We start from the raw sequence: 13,039 nt of genomic DNA, 5'->3' as shown, positions 1-13,039 counted from the left end.
GCGAGGAGCTGACCATGGACCAGGCGAACCCCTTCGAGACCCCGCGCACCTACTCGCTGCACCGCGCCGAGTACCTGGTGGGCCTCGCCGTCACCACCGGCCTGATCGTCTACCACTTCGGCGACATCCGCTGGCTGCCGGCGCTCGGACTGTTCCTCTACATCGACCTGATCGGCTACGTCCCCGGCGCGATCGCGTTCCGCAGGAGCGGCGGCCTGCCGATCCACAAGGCGTACTACGTCCTCTACAACGTCATGCACAGCCTCATCACCCAGGGCGCGGTGGCCGCGCTGTGGTGCTGGCTCGTCAGGCCCGAATGGGCACTGCTGGTGCTGCCGTTCCATCTGTTCGGCGACCGCGGCCTGTTCGGCAACTTCATGAAGTCCTTCGCGCTGCCCTTCGAGCCGGTGCGCCAGGAGGGCTATCTGCGGCTCCTGGACGACCTGGGGCTGCCCCACCCGAAGCCCGTGGGACACGCCATGGACCCGGTGCCGGTCGGGCACGTCCCGGCGCGGCCCGCCGTACGCGAGACGGAGGCCGTGCGATGACCACCGCCACGGATGTACGGCGTCCGGTCCGACAGGACCCCGCCGAGCGCCGGCGCGCCCTGTACCACCTGGCCTCCCCGGTGTCCGTGCTGACCACGGGCCCCGAGGACCATATGCACGGCACGACGGCCAGCACGGTCACGCTCGTCTCGCGCGCGCCCCTGCTCGTCGGGGTCGTGCTGCGCGCGGGCTCGTCCTTCGCCCGGCTGGCGGCCGCCGAGGGCCGGTTCGCCATCAATGTGCTCGGTGCCGAACAGGCCGATGTGGCCCGGCGGTTCGCCGACAGCACGCGGCCCGACGGCGACGCGGCCTTCGCGGGCCTGGCCTGGACGGCGGACCGGTACGCGCACGCCCCGCTGATCGCGGGCGCGCTCGCCCACTACGTCTGCCGCTTCCACTCCGCGCACGCGGCGGGCGACAGCGAGCTGCTGCTCGGCCATGTCGTCCGTGCCACCGCGGACGACGGGCTCCCGCTGTTCAGCTACGCCGGCGGGCTGTACGCCGGCTCCCTGCGCCCGGCGAAGGAGGCCGCCGCGTCATGACCTCGTCACCCGTTGCTCCCGAGGCGGACTGGGACAAGGCGCCCGGTCTGCTGGACGGCGCGAAGGAACTCACCCTCGGCCCCGAGGAGTGCGACCTCGCCTACTGGATCACCTCCGTCGCCCAGGGCACCCTGCGCGACCGCGGGGCGACCGGCCACCACGTAAACGCGCTCACCCCGGACTTCCTGAAGGCGCCCGGCCCGCTGCGTGAGGCCCTGGTGCTGGAGTTCGGCTTCCGGGCGCTGGCGGAGGAGCTGGCCACCCGCCTCCTCGGCCACTACGTCTCGATCGCGCCCGGCATCCCCCAGATGGAGTTCTACGCCACCCAGCTGCTCGACGAGGCCCGGCACGCCCGGGTCTTCCGCCAGCACTTGGTGGAACTGGGCATCCCGCAGCACACCCTGCTGAAGGACATCGAGGAGATGGCCCGGGACTACCGCAAGCGGGTCCTGGACCCGGTGGTGGACTTCACCCTGGACATCGTCCGCGATCGGGGCGACTTCCCCGGCGGGGTCGCCGTGTTCGCGATCGTCATCGAGGGCGTGCTCGCCCCGGCCGCCGAGCTGAGCGAGCGCAAGTGGACCCCGCTGTCCCCGGCGACCGGCGAGATCTCGCGCGGCACGGCCATCGACGAGATCAGGCACCTCACCGTGGCCAGCACCATCCTGCGCGACCACGTGATCGAGCACCCGGAGTACAGGCCGCGGTTGCTGGAGATCCTGCGCGCGGGCGTGAAGCTGTGGGACGAGATCCCGGACCGGGAGTTCGTCATCCACCGCGAGGAGCTGTTCCAGGAGGGCATGTTCCGGCACGCGGATCTGATCGGCGACTACGAGATCTGGCCGGGCGTGCGGCTGCTCGACACCACCGCCGAGCAGCGCTACGACATGGCGGAGCGGTGGACCGACGAGATGGCCGAGGTCCGCATGGCGTACATGGGCCTGCCCGTCGAGGTCCTCGCCTCGGAGGCCGGCGCATGAGCACCGGGCGGGCCGCGGTGATCGCCGGCATCGGGTCGTACGTGCCGCCCAACCGGGTGACCAACGACGACCTGGCGGCCCGGCTGGACACCTCCGACGCCTGGATCCGGTCCCGCACCGGGATCGCCGAACGGTACGTCGTCTCGCCGGGTACCGCCACCGGCGACCTGGCGGTGGAGGCGGGCCTGAGGGCCCTGAAGTCCGCCGGGGCGGAGCGGGTCGGGGCGGTGGTGCTGGCCACCACCACTCCGGACCAGCCCTGCCCGGCGACCGCACCGCAGGTGGCCACGCGGCTGGGGCTCGGACCGGTGCCGGCCTTCGACGTGGCGGCCGTGTGCTCCGGGTTCCTGTACGGCCTCGCGTCCGCCGCCGGGCTGATCGCGGCCGGGATCGCGGACAGCGTGCTGCTGGTCGCCGCCGACGCCTTCACCACGATCATCAACCCCGCCGACCGCACCACCGCGGTGATCTTCGCCGACGGTGCGGGCGCGGTGGTGCTGCGGGCCGGCTCGGCCGCCGAGCCCGGGGCGATCGGTCCGCAGGTGCTGGGCAGCGACGGCGAGCTGAGCCATCTGATCGAGGTGCCCGCGGGCGGCTCCCGGCAGCGGTCCACCGGCCGCCCGGCCGCCCAGGAGGACCACTACTTCCAGATGCTCGGCCGGGACACCTACCGGCACGCGGTGGAGCACATGACCGCCGCGTCCGCCGAGGCCGCCGAGCGGGCCGGCTGGCGCCTCGCCGACGTCGACCGGTTCGTGGCCCACCAGGCCAACGCCCGGATCCTGGAGGCGGTTTCGGACCGGCTCGGCATTCCGGCCGAACGGCGGCTGAGCAATATCGCACGGGTCGGCAACACCGGCGCCGCCTCCATCCCGCTCCTGCTCGCGGAGGCCGCGGCCGAGGGCCGGCTCGGCACGGGCCACCGGGTGCTGCTCACCGCGTTCGGCGGCGGCCTGTCGTGGGGAGCGGCGACGGTCGTCTGGCCTCAGCTGCAGACCTTCTGACGCGCGGATAACCGACGCGACGTCAGCCACTCGTAGTCAGCGGTACGCGGGGCGCGTACACCTTCGAAAGGAACCGACATGCTGGAGCAGCTCAAGGAAATCCTGTCCAACAAGCTCAAGGTGTCGCCCGAGGCCATCACCCCGGAGGCGACCCGGGAGGACATCGAGCTGGACTCGCTGGCCGTGGTGGAGCTGTCGCTGCTGCTGAAGTCCGAGCTGGACCTGGACATCAGCGACGACGACCTCCTGGAGGCCGAGACCGTGGCCGACATGGTCCGGCTCATGGAGGAGCGGAGCGCGACGGTCTGATGGCCGGCATGGACATCGCCGTCACCGGGCTCGGCCTGGTCACCCCGGGCGGGATCGGGGTCGGGCCGAGCTGGGCGGCGGTCTGCGACGGCAGGCCGGCCGCCGCCCTCGATCCGGTGCTGGCGGACAACCCCGTACAGATCTCCTGCCGGGTGCCCGGCTTCGACCCCGAGACCCTGCTGAGTGCGCGGCGCGCCCACCGGCTGGACCGGTTCGTGCAGTTCGCGCTGGTCGCCGCGCACGAGGCGGTGGCCGACGCGGACCTGGACCCGCAGACCTGGGACGGCGCGCGGGTGGGTGTGGTGCTGGGCTGCGCCGACGGTGGTCCGGGCACGGTCGAGGACCAGCACCATGTGCTGCGCGAGCAGGGCGCCGACCGGGTGTCGCCGCTGCTGCTGCCCATGCAGCTGCCGAACATGCTGGCCGGTCAGACGGCCATCGAGTTCGGGGCGACCGGGCCCAACCTGGTGGTGGCGACGGCCTGTGCCTCGGGTGCGACCGCCATCGGCACGGCCCGGGACCTGCTGGCGCTGGGCCGCTGCGACATCGTGCTCGCGGGCGGCAGCGAGGCCATGATCACCCCGCTGGTCATGGCCGGGTTCGCCCAGATGGGCGCGCTGTCGAAGCGGCACGACGATCCGGCCTCCGCGTCCCGGCCGTTCGACGCCGACCGGGACGGGTTCGTCGCGGGCGAGGGCGCCGGGATCCTCGTGATGGAGCGGGTGGCCGACGCGCGGGCGCGGGGCGCCCATGTCCACGGCCGGATCATCGGCTACGGAGCGACGGCCGACGCCCACCACATGACGTCACCGCATCCGGACGGCGCGGGCATCGAGGCGGCGGTCCGGGCGGCGCTCGCGGACGCGGGTGCCGATCCGGACGACGTGCAGCACGTGAACGCCCACGGCACGTCGACACCGCTCAACGACCTGTCCGAGGCCCGCATGATCCAGCGGACCCTGCGTGGGGATCCGCTGGTCACGTCCACGAAGGGAGTCACCGGGCATCTGCTGGGCGCGGCGGGGGCCGTCGAGGCCGCGTTCGCCCTGCTGAGTGTGGAGCACGAACTGATTCCGCCCGTCGCCAACCTGGTCCTGCCGGATCCCCGGATCGAGATCAAGCTGGCCCAGACCCTGACCGAGATGCCGATCGATCTGGCGCTGAGCAACTCCCTGGGCTTCGGTGGGCAGAACACGGCGCTGGCGATCGCGCCCGCCTGAGCCCCTGAGCAAGCAGCCGTCCGCCGAGCAAGCCTCCGCGGGCGGCTGTTCCCCTGTCACGTCCCGTCTGCTCTGGAGTCCCCATGTCCACCAGTGGTCCCCCCTCCCCACCCGGCCGGCTCGGTACCGGGCACATCCTCTTCCTCATCGTCGCCGCCGCCGCTCCGCTCTCCGCGATGGTCGGCACGGTCCCGCTCGCGTTCGCCTTCGGTGACGGCGCCGGCGTACCCGCGGCCTTCCTGTTCGCCGGCGTGACGCTGCTCTGCTTCTCGGTCGGATACGCGGTCAGTGCCCGGCGTACCGGAGGCTCCGGTGGCTTCTACGCCTCCGTCGCCGACGGGCTCGGCAGGCCGCCCGCCGTCGCGGCCGGGTATGTGGCTCTGCTGTCCTACAACTGCGCCACCATCGGGCTGGCGGGCGCGCTCGGCTACTTCACCCAACTGGTGCTCGCGGCCCACGGGGTGACGATCTCCTGGGAGTGGTGCGCCGCCGTCGGGCTGGTGCTGACCGCCGTGCTCGGGTACCGGGAGATCGCGCTCAGCGCCCGGGTGCTCGCCCTGCTGATGCTGGGGGAGATCGGTGTGCTGGCGGCCCTCGACGGGGCGATCCTCGTCCGGCACGGGGTGCACGCGCTGCCCGCCGTCTCGTTCTCGCCCCACACGGCCGCCGGACCGGGTGCCGGGGTCTCGCTGATGTTCGCGTTCGTCTCCTTCATCGGCTTCGAGTCGGCCGCGCTGTACGGCAAGGAGGCGCGGGATCCGCGGCGCAGTGTGCCCCGGGCCACCTACGCGGCGGTCGTGCTGATCGCCGGTTTCTACGCGCTGACCAGCTGGCTGGCGGTGGGTGCGGTCGGCAGTGGCCGGGTGCGGGAGGTCGCCGGGAAGGAGATGGGTGATCTGTTCTTCGTGCTCGGCGACGACTTCCTCGGCAAGTGGGGCAGCACCGGACTCCAAGTGCTGCTGTGCACCAGCCTGTTCGCCGCGACGCTGGCGCTGCACAGCGCCGCCAACCGGTATGCGCAGGTCCTCGCCGAGGACGGTCTGCTGCCGGGCGCCCTGGCCGCCGCGCACCCGAAGCACGGCTCCCCGCACCGGGCGAGTCTCGCGCAGAGCGCGCTGACGGTCGCGGTCGTCGCCGGGTTCGCCGTCGCCGGACTCGACCCGTACGCCGACCTGACGACCAGCATGCTCGGGCTCGGCACCCTCGGCATCGTCGCCCTGCAGGCGCTGGCCGCGCTGTCGGTGCTCGGGCTGCGACTGCGCGGGGGCGGCGGGCACTGGTGGCGGGAGACCCTCGCCCCGCTGCTCGGCTTCGCCGGGCTGGCCGCCTCCGTCTGGCTGGTCGTCGGCAACTTCGACATGCTCACCGGCTCCCCGTCGAAGGTGATCGCCGCCCTGCCCTGGCTGCTGCCGCTGGTCGCGCTGGGCGGTCTTGCGTACGCCGCCCGCATGCGCTCGGCCCACCCGCTGCGCTACCGCCGGCTCGGCACCCGGCACCTCGCCTCCCCCGCACCGGCACCCTCCCCCGCCCTGACTGGAGACCGCCATGCATGACGCCCACGAGCTGATCGAGGCGGGCCCGGACGCCGTACGGCGCCTGGCCCGCCGCCGCCACGCGCTGGACCTGGACGCGCTGAGCGCCGCCGTACGGGACCGCTCCGCCGCCCAGGCCGAGGTCACCCGGCTGCGCACCGAGCTGAACCGCACGGCCAAGGCCCGCCGCACCGGCCCGCCGACCGAGGCGGAGAAGGAGGCCGCGCGGGCGCTGCGGGCCGAGGTGCAGCGCGCGGAGAGCGCGGCCCGGAAGACCTCGGGCGAACTGTGCGAGCTGCTGCTCTCCATCCCCAACCTGCCGCTGGACACGGTCCCGGACGGGGACTCGGAGAAGGAGGCGGTGGAGATACGGCGGGGCGGTCCCGCGCCGCGTCCGGCGGACGGGGCCCGCCATCATGCCGAGATCGGCGAGGCGCTCGGCATCCTCGACTCCTCCGCCGCGGCCCGGCTGTCCGGCGCCCGGTTCAGCGTGGCCCGGGGTGCCGGTGCCCGGCTGGAGCGGGCCCTCGGCGACTTCTTCCTGGACCTGCACACCCGCGAGCACGGCTACACCGAGCAGTCCGTGCCGTTCCTCGTCAGCCGGGACACCATGACCGGCACCGGGCAACTGCCCAAGTTCGAGGAGGACCTGTTCCGCACCCAGGTCGGCGACCGGGAGCTGTTCCTGATCCCGACCGCCGAGGTGCCGCTGACCAACCTGGTGGCCGGACAGCTGCTGGACGCGCGGAGCCTGCCGTACGCCTTCACGGCCCGCACCCCCTGCTTCCGTGCGGAGGCGGGGGCGTACGGCCGGGACACCCGGGGTGTGCTCAGGCTGCACCAGTTCGAGAAGGTGGAGCTGGTGCGGATCTGCGCGCCGGAGCAGGCGCAGGAGCAGCTGGAGCTGATGACCGGGCACGCCGAGGAATGTCTGCGCCGGCTCGAACTGTCCTTCCGCACCGTGCTGTTGCCCGCCGGCGACATGGGTTTCTCGGCGCGGATGACGTACGACATCGAGGTCTGGCTGCCGGGCGGCGGCTCCTACCGGGAGATCTCCTCGGTCTCCGACTGCGGCACCTTCCAGGCCCGCCGCGCGGACATCCGGGTGAAGCGGGCCGACGGCCGCAAGACCCCGGCGGCCACCCTGAACGGTTCGGCCCTGCCCGTCGGGCGGACCGTGGCCGCGCTGCTGGAGCAGGGCGTCCAGGGCGACGGGTCCGTGCTGCTGCCCGAGGCGCTGGTGCCCTACACCGGCTTCCGGCGGATCCTGCCGGGCGGCGGAACCGAGTGAGGGCAGCGGAAAGGGGCGGGAGTCGCACTCCCGCCCCTTTTCCCTGCGCGGCTCACGCGCCCGTCATGTGCACCCCGCCGTCCACGTGCACGATCTCGCCCGTGGTGCGAGGGAAGAAGTCCGAGAGCAGGGCGACGACGCCGCGGGCGGCCGGGTCGGGGTCGGTGAGGTCCCAGCCGGCCGGGGCGCGGTCGGTGGACCAGACGTCGGCCAGCTCCGTGAAGCCGGGGATGGACTTGGCGGCCATGGAGCGCAGGGGGCCGGCCGCGACCAGGTTGCAGCGGATGCCGCGGCCGCCGAGCTCGCGGGCCAGATAGCGGCTGGTGGACTCCAGGGCGGCCTTGGCGACGCCCATCCAGTCGTAGTGCGGCCAGGCCACGCTCGCGTCGAAGGTGAGGCCGACGACCGAGCCGCCGCGCCGCTCCAGCAGCGGCAGGCAGGCCGTGGTGAGGGACTTCAGGGAGTACGCCGAGACATGCACGGCCGTCGACACGTCGGCCCAGGTGCCGTCGAGGAAGGAGAAGGCGCCCTGGGGGCCGTAGGCGATGGAATGGACGACGCCGTCGAGGGAGTCGGTGTGCGCGCCGATCCGCTCGGCGAGGGTGTCCAGGTGGTCCTGGTCGGTGACGTCCAGCTCGATGACCGGGGCGGACTTGGGCAGCTTGCCCGCGAACCGCTCGATCAGGGAGAGCCGACCGAAGCCGGTGAGCAGGACCTCGGCGCCCTCCTCCTGGGCGATCCGGGCCACATGGAAGGCGATCGAGGCGTCCGTGACCACTCCGGTGACCAGGATCCGCTTGCCGGCGAGGATGCCGCTCATGCCACCGACACCCCCTTGGGCAGCGCGCTCACCAGTGCCGAGTCGTGGTCCTGGGGGCCGAGCGCGCTGCCGCCGCCGGGCGAACCGAGGTTCGCGAAGAAGTCGGCGTTGGAGGCCGCGTGGTCGTCGCCCCACTCCTCGGGCAGGTCGTCCTGGAAGTAGATGGCGTCGACCGGGCAGACCGGTTCGCAGGCCCCGCAGTCCACGCATTCCTCCGGATGGATGTAGAGGGCGCGGCGGCCTTCGTAGATGCAGTCGACGGGGCATTCGTCGATGCAGGAGCGGTCCTTGATGTCGACGCAGGGCAGTCCGATGACGTAGGCCATGTTCAACTCCTCGTTCTGGTCGGTGGGTTCAGTCGACCGGGGTGCCGGTGGTGCGCTCGCCCAGGGTCAGCACGGTGACCGCCAGGACGGCCATGGCGGCGGCGATGACGGCGAACAGGGCACCGGCGCCGTGTGCGTCGAGGACCGGCAGCAGGACGAACGGCAGTGCGGCGGCGCTGAGTTTGGACAGCGAGTAGGCGGCGCCGGCGGCGGTGGCCCGGATCGCGGTGGGGTACTGCTCGGAGAGGTACACATGGGAGACGCTGGAGAAGACATTGCTGACCAGCGTGTAGGCGAAGCCGCACGTCACGATCAGGGCGGCGGAGCCCGCGCAGGCGAAGCCGAGTCCCGCCCCGACCATCGCGGCCGCCGAGAGGGCGATCAGGGTGCGCCGCTCGATCCGGTCCACTACGGGCTGGGCCAGGGCGGAGCCCACGGGGTAGCCGAGGAAGGACAGCGCGGTGAAGCCGAGGCCGGCGACGACGCCGTAGCCCTTGGCGGCGACGATCTGCGGGGCGAGCGTGCCGAAGCCGTAGTAGCCGACGACCGAGAGCACGCAGAAGAGCCAGAGCACGAGGGTGCGGCGGCGCAGGCCGGGCCGGACGACGTCCAGCAGCCGGGCGCGCTGCGCGGGCGACTGGGGCCGGGGCACCGGCTGGGCCGGGAGCAGGCCCCGGCCGGCCGCCTGCGCCTCCATGCGCGCAACCAGCCTTTCGGCCTCGGCGGCGCGGCCCTGCGCCGCGAGCCAGCGCGGGGACTCGATCAGCCCGCGCCGCAGCAGCCATACGACGGCCGAGCCGAGCGCGCCGAGCACGAACAGCCAGCGCCAGCCGGCCACGCCGAGCGGGGTCCGCGGCACCAGCCACAGCGCGGCGAAGCCGACCGCGGGGACCCCGCAGAAGGCGAGGGTGTAGGCCCGGGCGATGAACCGGCCGCGCCGCGAGGCGGGCAGCACGTCCGCCAGATAGCAGTCGGACAGGGCCTGTTCGGCACCGATGCCGAGCCCGGCGAGGAAGCGGGTCACGATCAGCCAGGCGGCGTTCGGCGCGAGGGCGCCGAGCAGTGAACAGACCGAGTAGACGGCCAGGTTGACCTGGAAGGCCCGCCGCCGGCCGAACCGGTCGGCGATCCGGCCGAGCGTCAGCGAACCGAGGAACTGGCCGAGGAACGCGGAGGCCAGGACGAGTTTGAGCGAGGTCGCGCCGAAGCCGAAGTCGCTCTGCAGCACCTTGCCGATGGTGCCGGACAGGTTGTTCTCGAAGGTGTCGAAGAACAGGCCGACACCGATGACCGCGGTGAGTCTGCGGTGCAGCGGAGTGATCGGCAACCGGTCCAGGCGGGCGCCGATCGGGGCGGGAGCGGTGAGACCGCCCGCCGCCGCGGTGGTCTGGGACATGGGGCTGGCTCCTTACGGGTTCCTGCGTGGGGTGCACGTCCGCCCCTGGCCAAGGAACCGCCCGGGCCGCCGACGGGCCCGGGCGTGCGGCCGCGGCGACAGGTGGGGGGTCAGACCGATTCCATGGCCCGGCGCCGGATCTGCTCCTCCACATCGCCGCGGCGGACCGGCGCGCTGACCTCGTGGAGGTAGGAGGCGACCTCGCGGTAGGAGGCCCAGAACCCGACCTCGTGGTACGGCACACCGCGTTCGGCGCAGTACTCCATGGTCAGCTCCCGGGCGCGCGGCAGGTTCTTCTGCGGCATGGCCGGGAACAGATGGTGTTCCACCTGGTAGTTGAGGCCGCCGTAGAGGAAGTCGACCAGCCGTCCCGGCCGGATGTTGCGGGAGGTGAGGACCTGGCGCTCCAGCCAGTCCAGGGTCTCCTCCTCGCCGTCGCGGATCTGCATGCCCTTGTGGTTCGGGGCGAAGATCATGCCGAAGTAGACGCCCAGGGAGGCGTGCTGGACGACGACGAACGCGACCGCGAGCGCCGGGGACAGCACGGTGAAGACGCAGGTGAGATAGACGGCGGCGCGCAGCAGGATCAGGAACGTCTCCAGCACGGGCCGCTTGGTCCTGCCCTGGGCGATCGACAGGACAGCCGTCTTCAGCATCTTGAAGCCCTCCAGCACGAGCAGCACGAAGAACAGCACGCTCTGGTAGCGCACGACGAACTTCTGGGTGCCCTTGCGGGTGGGGTACTGCTTGATGTCGAAGATGGCGGTGCGCCGGGCGATGTCCGGGTCCATGTCCAGGTGGTTGGGGTTGCTGTGGTGCCGGTTGTGGTGGTTGACCCACCAGCCGTAGCTGACCCCGTTGACCAGGTTGGCGTGCACATAGCCGACCGCGGACGCGGCCTTCTTGCTGCGGAACATGGCCTTGTGGCCGGCGTCGTGCCACATGAACGCCGACTGGCCGCCGCACAGGCCCATCCACAGGGCCGTGACGAGCTGCCACCAGGTGTCGCCCAGCTCGAAGAAGGCGGCGAAGCCGATCAGCAGCAGGGTGGTGTTGAGGGCGAGCTTGCCCACGTAGTAGCGGGGGTCGAGGTCGAGCAGGCCCTCGGCCTTGACCCGTTTGAGCAGTTCGGCGAAGGTCGCCGAGGCGCCGGGGCGCGGGGCGGCCTCGGAGGCCGGGACCCCGGCCGTCTGGGTGTGCGGACGCTGCATGCGTTGCTCTCCTTGGGAGAAGTGCCCGGTGCGAGCGGCGGCGCCGCTGCCCGCGCGGAGCCGCGGGCGCCGCGAGTTCGACTTCGGCTCCCGCGTGCGGTCACCGTCGCGGGACAGGTCCTGTCGGGGTCCGCCCGGCGGGTCCGGGCGACGGGAACACAGTGCGGTGCTCCCGGGCCCGGGCCGCCGGGCGAACGTGTGTCCAGCGTTCCGTGCCGTACTGATGTGGCACTGATACCGGTCTGATCGGGCCGCCGGTGCTCCGGCCGGCGGCCGCCGGCGGCGTGGTCAGGCGGCCGCCTCGGCACACAGCCGCTCGTCCAGCGCGCGCACGGCGGCGTCGGCGGCCTGGGCGACCTGCTCGTCGTCGGGCGCGCCGATGACGGCCATCAGCTGCTCGACCATGGCGTGCTGGAGTTCCTCGGTGGACGGGCTCATGACGAAGTCTCCTGTTCGGTGAGGTGACGTGAGGTGATGTGCGGCGATGGCGGTCGGTCAGAAGGCGCCGCACGCACGGAAGATGTGCGCGAAACCGGGCAGCGAGGCCTGCGGGCCGTCGAAGGCGACGTACTCGGGGATGATCACGTCCGGCGCCCACTTCTGCTTGTACGACAGCTGGGTCTGCGCCGGGTACAGCGCCGCGCCCTCGGCCCACAGGGCGTGCATCAGCCACTGGAACGCGGCGCTGTGGCCGTCGAGTTCGTGGCCCGCGTCGAGGCCGGTGAACGGGGTGAACCCGAAGTGCAGCCACTCGACGCCCTCGGCCCGGAACACCTCGATGGCGTGCGCGTTGATGGCCTCCATCAGCCCCGGGGAGCCCTCGGGGATGCGGCGGCTGAGGTCGTGCATCCAGCCGGCGCGGCTGCCGTACACCGGCGAGTACGAGATGTAGGCCACCGGGGCTCCCTCGATGGTGCCGGTGAACAGCCGGCGGTGCGCCTGGGCCTCGCCGCCGATCTGGCCTACGAGGAACTCCAGTTGCTGGGCGCCGCCCTTGGAGCCGAGCCAGGCCCTGTCGATGGTGGCGATGGCGTCCCGCACGTCGGCCGCGTCGGCCTCCTGGATCGTCAGGCCGTTGCGGTGGGCGCGGGAGATCTTGTTGCGCAGCTGCATGAACTTCGTGCCGCGCAGGGTGAACTCGGCGAGGGCAACCGCCCAGGAGGCGCCGACCTGGTTGACGGTGCAGCCGCGCCGGGCGTAGCGCTCGGCGTCCGTGCGCTGGAGCTGGACGCCGACGAGGTTCAGCCCCTCGTCGCGCACGTACTGCCGGAAGGCGTCGAGGAGGGTGTCGTAGTCCTGCTCGGCGGCGAACGGGCCGCCGAACTGCACGGCCCAGCGGCCGGTGCGGCGGTACACGACAACGCCGTCCGCGCCCGGGACGGTGAAGATGCTGTTTCCGCTGTTGAGCGCCAGGAAGGAACTCGGATTCTCGCTCGCGGTGTGCCTGCCTATCGCGTCGAGAATCCGGTTGCCGGTGGCGGTTTCGGTGGTGGTGGCGGTCATTCCCTTACCCCTTTCGGGAGCGTTTTCACGGCACGGGGGTGTCGAAGCGAGTACAGCACCGGAAGGTTGTCCCGCAAAAGGGTCGTTGGAAATTCATTGCCTACGTCAGAAGCGTGTCAGCATTCCGTCAGCCGGTACTGCCAATGTGGTCCATGTGAACGGCGCGGGGCGTCCGGGCCGGGAACGAGGAGAGGTGCCCGGAGTGGCTGATCGGGGACCGTGAGCACAGCTCTGGTCGGGCCTGGCAGGCCCACGCAGGTTCAAATCCTGCCCTCTCCGCCCACCGCCGGAATCATCGCCGAACGGAATTCCCCATCCGGGTGAAAGGGAATTCACCGATTCGGCGAGCGGAATCGG

At 72.2% G+C, this 13,039-nt stretch carries 14 protein-coding genes and 1 tRNA gene; 9 read left to right on the top strand and 6 right to left on the bottom strand.

Annotation, left to right across the window (positions count from 1 at the left end):
• Positions 1-14 precede the first annotated feature (14 nt).
• From ACZ5NH_RS26195 to serS, 8 genes are all read left to right on the top strand, one after another.
• Positions 15-548 (top strand): hypothetical protein, encoded by a 534-nt coding sequence (locus tag ACZ5NH_RS26195; protein WP_468778567.1) that lies wholly within the window; start codon positions 15-17, stop codon positions 546-548.
• Complete coding sequence (locus ACZ5NH_RS26190) at positions 545-1,090, top strand: flavin reductase family protein (RefSeq protein WP_468778565.1); 546 nt, start codon at positions 545-547, stop codon at positions 1,088-1,090. The genes ACZ5NH_RS26195 and ACZ5NH_RS26190 overlap by 4 nt, the downstream gene beginning before the upstream one ends.
• Positions 1,087-2,070, top strand: a complete 984-nt coding sequence (locus ACZ5NH_RS26185) for a ferritin family protein (RefSeq protein WP_388624664.1) — start codon at positions 1,087-1,089, stop codon at positions 2,068-2,070. The genes ACZ5NH_RS26190 and ACZ5NH_RS26185 overlap by 4 nt, the downstream gene beginning before the upstream one ends.
• The gene (locus tag ACZ5NH_RS26180) at positions 2,067-3,074 is read left to right on the top strand and encodes a beta-ketoacyl-ACP synthase III (RefSeq protein WP_468778563.1); all 1,008 of its coding nucleotides are present in this window, start codon (positions 2,067-2,069) and stop codon (positions 3,072-3,074) included. The genes ACZ5NH_RS26185 and ACZ5NH_RS26180 overlap by 4 nt, the downstream gene beginning before the upstream one ends.
• 78 nt (positions 3,075-3,152) lie before the next feature.
• The gene (locus ACZ5NH_RS26175; protein ID WP_076095786.1) at positions 3,153-3,383 is read left to right on the top strand and encodes a phosphopantetheine-binding protein; all 231 of its coding nucleotides are present in this window, start codon (positions 3,153-3,155) and stop codon (positions 3,381-3,383) included.
• Positions 3,383-4,603: a beta-ketoacyl-[acyl-carrier-protein] synthase family protein gene (locus ACZ5NH_RS26170; protein ID WP_468778561.1), complete on the top strand. Its 1,221-nt coding sequence runs from the start codon at positions 3,383-3,385 to the stop codon at positions 4,601-4,603. The genes ACZ5NH_RS26175 and ACZ5NH_RS26170 overlap by 1 nt, the downstream gene beginning before the upstream one ends.
• 83 nt (positions 4,604-4,686) lie before the next feature.
• Entirely contained in the window at positions 4,687-6,156 is a 1,470-nt protein-coding gene (locus ACZ5NH_RS26165) for an APC family permease (protein ID WP_388624672.1), read from the top strand.
• On the top strand, positions 6,149-7,426 hold the full coding sequence (gene serS, locus ACZ5NH_RS26160) for a serine--tRNA ligase (RefSeq protein ID WP_468778559.1): 1,278 nt from the start codon (positions 6,149-6,151) through the stop codon (positions 7,424-7,426). The genes ACZ5NH_RS26165 and serS overlap by 8 nt, the downstream gene beginning before the upstream one ends.
• 52 nt (positions 7,427-7,478) lie before the next feature.
• Here serS and fabI read toward each other — a convergent pair whose 3' ends face one another.
• From fabI to ACZ5NH_RS26130, 6 genes are all read right to left on the bottom strand, one after another.
• Complete coding sequence (gene fabI / locus ACZ5NH_RS26155) at positions 7,479-8,246, bottom strand: enoyl-ACP reductase FabI (RefSeq protein ID WP_468778557.1); 768 nt, start codon at positions 8,244-8,246, stop codon at positions 7,479-7,481.
• The gene (gene fdxA / locus ACZ5NH_RS26150) at positions 8,243-8,572 is read right to left on the bottom strand and encodes a ferredoxin (protein ID WP_388624681.1); all 330 of its coding nucleotides are present in this window, start codon (positions 8,570-8,572) and stop codon (positions 8,243-8,245) included. Before fdxA ends, fabI begins: the two co-directional genes overlap by 4 nt.
• 28 nt (positions 8,573-8,600) lie before the next feature.
• A complete protein-coding gene (locus tag ACZ5NH_RS26145; protein ID WP_468778555.1) occupies positions 8,601-9,968 on the bottom strand; it encodes an MFS transporter in 1,368 nt (455 codons plus the stop codon).
• Positions 9,969-10,078: 110 nt separating this feature from the next.
• Positions 10,079-11,179: a fatty acid desaturase family protein gene (locus ACZ5NH_RS26140; RefSeq protein ID WP_388624687.1), complete on the bottom strand. Its 1,101-nt coding sequence runs from the start codon at positions 11,177-11,179 to the stop codon at positions 10,079-10,081.
• Positions 11,180-11,467: 288 nt separating this feature from the next.
• Entirely contained in the window at positions 11,468-11,617 is a 150-nt protein-coding gene (locus tag ACZ5NH_RS26135; RefSeq protein WP_468778496.1) for a hypothetical protein, read from the bottom strand.
• Between the two features lie 57 nt (positions 11,618-11,674).
• Positions 11,675-12,682 carry a DUF2156 domain-containing protein gene (locus ACZ5NH_RS26130; RefSeq protein WP_468778494.1) on the bottom strand — a complete coding sequence of 336 codons (1,008 nt, stop codon included), beginning with the start codon at positions 12,680-12,682 and terminating at the stop codon, positions 11,675-11,677.
• Positions 12,683-12,869: 187 nt separating this feature from the next.
• On the opposite strand from ACZ5NH_RS26130, the gene ACZ5NH_RS26125 reads away from it, so the two are divergent.
• A tRNA-Cys gene (locus tag ACZ5NH_RS26125) sits at positions 12,870-12,961 on the top strand.
• The last annotated feature ends 78 nt before the right edge of the window (positions 12,962-13,039 follow it).

This window comes from Streptomyces sp. NPDC031426, assembly GCF_055581585.1.
The sequence above is the reverse complement of the archived record's forward strand: the minus strand, read 5'-3'. Positions and strand labels throughout refer to the sequence as shown.

Excerpts from the sequence above, each read along its gene's own strand:
- ACZ5NH_RS26185 (WP_388624664.1), top strand. The coding sequence starts at position 1,087 with ATGACCTCGTCACCCGTTGCTCCCGAGGCGGACTGGGACAAGGCGCCC.
- ACZ5NH_RS26135 (WP_468778496.1), bottom strand. The coding sequence starts at position 11,617 with ATGAGCCCGTCCACCGAGGAACTCCAGCACGCCATGGTCGAGCAGCTG.
- ACZ5NH_RS26180 (WP_468778563.1), top strand. The coding sequence starts at position 2,067 with ATGAGCACCGGGCGGGCCGCGGTGATCGCCGGCATCGGGTCGTACGTG.
- ACZ5NH_RS26145 (WP_468778555.1), bottom strand. The coding sequence starts at position 9,968 with ATGTCCCAGACCACCGCGGCGGCGGGCGGTCTCACCGCTCCCGCCCCG.
- ACZ5NH_RS26140 (WP_388624687.1), bottom strand. The coding sequence starts at position 11,179 with ATGCAGCGTCCGCACACCCAGACGGCCGGGGTCCCGGCCTCCGAGGCC.
- fabI (WP_468778557.1), bottom strand. The coding sequence starts at position 8,246 with ATGAGCGGCATCCTCGCCGGCAAGCGGATCCTGGTCACCGGAGTGGTC.
- ACZ5NH_RS26190 (WP_468778565.1), top strand. The coding sequence starts at position 545 with ATGACCACCGCCACGGATGTACGGCGTCCGGTCCGACAGGACCCCGCC.
- ACZ5NH_RS26130 (WP_468778494.1), bottom strand. The coding sequence starts at position 12,682 with ATGACCGCCACCACCACCGAAACCGCCACCGGCAACCGGATTCTCGAC.
- ACZ5NH_RS26165 (WP_388624672.1), top strand. The coding sequence starts at position 4,687 with ATGTCCACCAGTGGTCCCCCCTCCCCACCCGGCCGGCTCGGTACCGGG.
- serS (WP_468778559.1), top strand. The coding sequence starts at position 6,149 with ATGCATGACGCCCACGAGCTGATCGAGGCGGGCCCGGACGCCGTACGG.
- ACZ5NH_RS26195 (WP_468778567.1), top strand. The coding sequence starts at position 15 with ATGGACCAGGCGAACCCCTTCGAGACCCCGCGCACCTACTCGCTGCAC.
- ACZ5NH_RS26175 (WP_076095786.1), top strand. The coding sequence starts at position 3,153 with ATGCTGGAGCAGCTCAAGGAAATCCTGTCCAACAAGCTCAAGGTGTCG.
- ACZ5NH_RS26170 (WP_468778561.1), top strand. The coding sequence starts at position 3,383 with ATGGCCGGCATGGACATCGCCGTCACCGGGCTCGGCCTGGTCACCCCG.
- fdxA (WP_388624681.1), bottom strand. The coding sequence starts at position 8,572 with ATGGCCTACGTCATCGGACTGCCCTGCGTCGACATCAAGGACCGCTCC.